General features: G+C 37.2%; 3 protein-coding genes and 1 riboswitch. All 3 genes read right to left on the bottom strand.

Annotated elements, in window-relative coordinates; translation table 11 throughout:
• Window positions 1–76: 76 nt before the first annotated feature.
• A complete protein-coding gene (locus tag VLB74_RS05355; protein ID WP_325202428.1) occupies window positions 77–1,144 on the bottom strand; it encodes a YncE family protein in 1,068 nt (355 codons plus the stop codon).
• Between the two features lie 5 nt (window positions 1,145–1,149).
• On the bottom strand, window positions 1,150–3,000 hold the full coding sequence (locus VLB74_RS05350; protein WP_325202427.1) for a TonB-dependent receptor plug domain-containing protein: 1,851 nt from the start codon (window positions 2,998–3,000) through the stop codon (window positions 1,150–1,152).
• 30 nt (window positions 3,001–3,030) lie between these two features.
• A riboswitch (cobalamin riboswitch) is annotated at window positions 3,031–3,230 on the bottom strand.
• A 104-nt stretch (window positions 3,231–3,334) separates the two neighbouring features.
• Window positions 3,335–3,662: histidine phosphatase family protein (locus VLB74_RS05345; RefSeq protein WP_325202426.1), on the bottom strand; the 328-nt coding region annotated here is incomplete at its 5' end.

The raw sequence follows: 3,662 nt of genomic DNA, 5'->3' as shown, positions 1-3,662 counted from the left end.
TCCCGACACTTTCGCGCCGGGATAAGAAGCCTACTCCTAAAGAATAATTACTACTAAATTTGTTTGCTATATTTTTCTAGTTATTAAAGTAGAAACCGTTTGGTCCAACACCCACAGTTACTTCTTTTTGCAGTGTTCCGGTTAATGAATAAACATAGGCCTTACTATTAGCCCTAAAATCACCTCCGTCTGCAATAAAAATATGATCATTGTTCACTGCAAAACCATACATTTTTCCATATTCAGATGTTGAAGAATAAGCCAGAATCGCAGTTGTCGAAGCTTCAGCAGCAGTTAAATCCATTGCATAAACAGAAGTACCTACGGTATAATAAATTTTATTTCCGTAAACATCCAGATTTTTCGCATCGTTTAATGATTCCGGGAAGACAACATTAGTCATACTTGAATCCGACAAATCAACTTTTACTAATTCACTTGGGTTTCCATAAGAACTTTTCAGGACGTACAAAATTCCGTTGTTCACTTCCATAGTATCGGCACCTGCACCCACTTCTATAGGTGTTTCAAGTGAATTTGTCGCAGGGTTCACAACCAATATTTTTGTGCTGTTGTATGGTTCAGACACATATAATTTTCCGTTTTCCGAAATAATTCTGTTTCCAGTATTATTTAAAGGAATAGTAGATTCTACTGAATTTGTCGCAAGGTTGATAACCGCCACATAATCATCTGTATTACCAATCGCATCAGCCGGATCTCCAAAATTTGCATAAGTATTAGCGTTAACCACATAAGCTTTGCCGTCTTTTACAACACCATATCGTGGTTTAGCAAGACCTGATTCAATTTTTGCCACTAATTTGAATGTTTTTCTGTCTACCACATTAATTTTATTTGATCCTCCCGCGATAATATAAGCGTACTCGCCATCAAAGAACATCGATTGCATATATTGCCCAAACAAATCCCCCGGATTAACAGTTCCGTACACATCCTGTGTGAAATTTGAAAGGTCATCCCCCAAGAAGGAAACCGAACCTTGTCCAGAAGAACCCTCGTTCAGAATAAAAACTCCTTTTTCATAGGTACTCGCTTCAACTGCAGGACTATCGTCGTTAGTACAGGAAACCAGTACCGAAATACTCCCCAGAGCAACTAAAAATAACTTACTTAACTTCATTCTCATTAAAATTTAAGGTTTATGTATATATTAAAATTTCTGCCAGGTAAAGGTCTGTCTTCAAGGCTTTCGTACTTTTCGTTAAATGCGTTTAAAACCTGAAAACCCAGTTTTGAAGAATCAAACCATCCGAAATCATAATCTATTCCGAAATTGGAAACATTATAAGGATCGATGATTTCATTTGGATCGTTGTCGGAACGCGTGTAAACAAATCCGTTATATAAAAACTGATAGTTCGCCGCCAATTTTTTATATGAATAAGCAATCGAGGCCGTTGCTTTATGATAAGGAACAAAAAACAGTTGCTTTTTGGTTTCCTCATTTTCAGATATAGTATAAGCGTACGTACTGTTCAGAACAAAATAATGCTTATTAATATTAGTTGCCCATTCCAACAGGATTTCCGTTCCGTAAGTTTGTACCCTGTCGGTGTTTTGAGGCGTCCAGATTCCCCTTTCACCGGGCACCCAACGCAGCATATCTTTTATTTTATTGTAGTACATTGTTTGGGACAAGGTGATTTTCTTAAACGAAAAAACGTTCCCTATTTCGGCCTGATAAGCACTTTCCGGTTTTAAATCGGGATTCCCTCCTTCTTCCCAATACAAATCGTTGAAAGTCGGAATCCTGAAGTTTCTGGAAAAATTAGCTTTCAACGTGTATAACTTACTGAAAACATAGGAAGATCCAACAGAAAACAATAACGGGCTTTCGTAATTGTCCATTGCTTCTTTTCGGATGCCAAATTCATTCTGCCATTTCGTTGTGACATTCCATTTTGCCAATACTGCGGCTGAACCAATCTGTCTTGTATTATTTCCAAAACCTGTTCCGTAACCTTTAGTGTGATTGTAATCGGCGACACCATTTAACTTCAAATGTTTTGACAACTGATAGCCGAAATCAAATTTGGTGATAATACATTCTGTTTTTCCGAAGGTGAAATAATCACTGTTGATATCTCCGAAATATTTAAAATTTTCTGTAATGTAAGCCGTTTTGAAACTGGTTGTCAACTTATTGAAAACACCCTGATATTCAATAAGGTTTCTATTGAAGCTATTGATATATTTGGTTTTGGTATCCGATTCAGAGACTAAAGAAATATTCCTATCCGTATTGGAAGTCTGACTGTAAAACTTAATACTGTTTTTAGCATTGATTTTATAGCCTAAACTGACATTCAGTCCTGCGGTATAATATTGTCCGTTTGTATTTTTTCGCTGCTCGCCTTTCCACGTATATAAACCAACATAAGGATAATCGTTTTCGGAACCATTATAAGAAAATCCGATTTGAGAACTCCATTTAGCATTCGAAAACACCAATCTGTAATTTGTCCCAATGGTGGCAAAACTTCCATAAGAGGCTCTGAAATCGTTCTTAAACTGTTTTTTAAATTCAAGATCGTTATTTAGGTGAACTGATCCTCCAATGGCTCCGCTGCCATAAATAACACTTCCCCCGCCCGCTTTTACACTGATGGAATTAAAATCGTTCGTCGTAATTGTATTGAAATCCGTACTGCCATTAAGTTGTGAATTGATATTGATTCCATTCCACACCACGGCGGTCTGCGATGCCGTCGTTCCTCTGAAAGAAACCGAAGACAGCATGCCGCGACCGTACTCTTTGAAATAAATAACGCTAGTATAATTCAGCAGATTGGTAAGTGAAGGCTGGTTTTTACTGATAACCGAATCCGTAAGAACCTGAATGGATTGCGACTGATTGTCTTTTAAGTAAACATCCGAAATTACTAGCTCTTCTAATTTTATAATAGAGTCATTCTGCGCCAAAACGAATTGGCCCAACAACAGTAAAATAAAAATAAACAGTTTTTTCGCAGTCATAATTCCTGAACCTTTTTTCCCGAAAGTCCGATATTTGTTAAGAAAAAGGCAGGTCTCCTGGCTTGCGTCCTGTTGTTTACCTTCCCATCACGCCTTGGCGGACAGTGGTTTTGTAGTTAACAACAGGCTTTACAGCTTACAGTTGCGGGAACAGCTTAGGATTTAAACCTAATTCCCTTTTAATGCAGTTTGAAAATAATCAAAACGCAACCTTATTCGAGCGCAAATATAAAGTTATAAATATCAAAAATGCAAACCGACTTGTGATTTTGAGCATTTTTTCAAACAATAAGCAAAAAACAACCCGTCTCTCATCTTAATTTACAAGCAATTCTTACCATTGGATTTTAACTACCGAGCCAAATTCAACTTTATTCTGAAAAGCTTCTTTTAATGGCAGATTATTGATTTTACACAAAAAACTTCGGATGACTCCTGCGTGCGATACCACTACAATCGGTTTTTTCACATCTGAATGAAAAGCAGTTTCCGCAAAATCGACAACTCTGTTGTATAGTTCGGTAAACGATTCGCCATTAGGAACTTTTATATGCACATAATCTTTCATCCAAGGGTTGAGTTCCTCCGGATTGATGTCGTCCCATTTTTTCATTTCCCAATTGCCGAAGTTCATTTCCATAAGCCTTGCATCGGTTTCATAC

Origin of the sequence: Flavobacterium sp. (assembly GCF_035456225.1) — a bacterium.
Lineage (GTDB): Bacteria > Bacteroidota > Bacteroidia > Flavobacteriales > Flavobacteriaceae > Flavobacterium.
The sequence above is the reverse complement of the archived record's forward strand: the minus strand, read 5'-3'. Positions and strand labels throughout refer to the sequence as shown.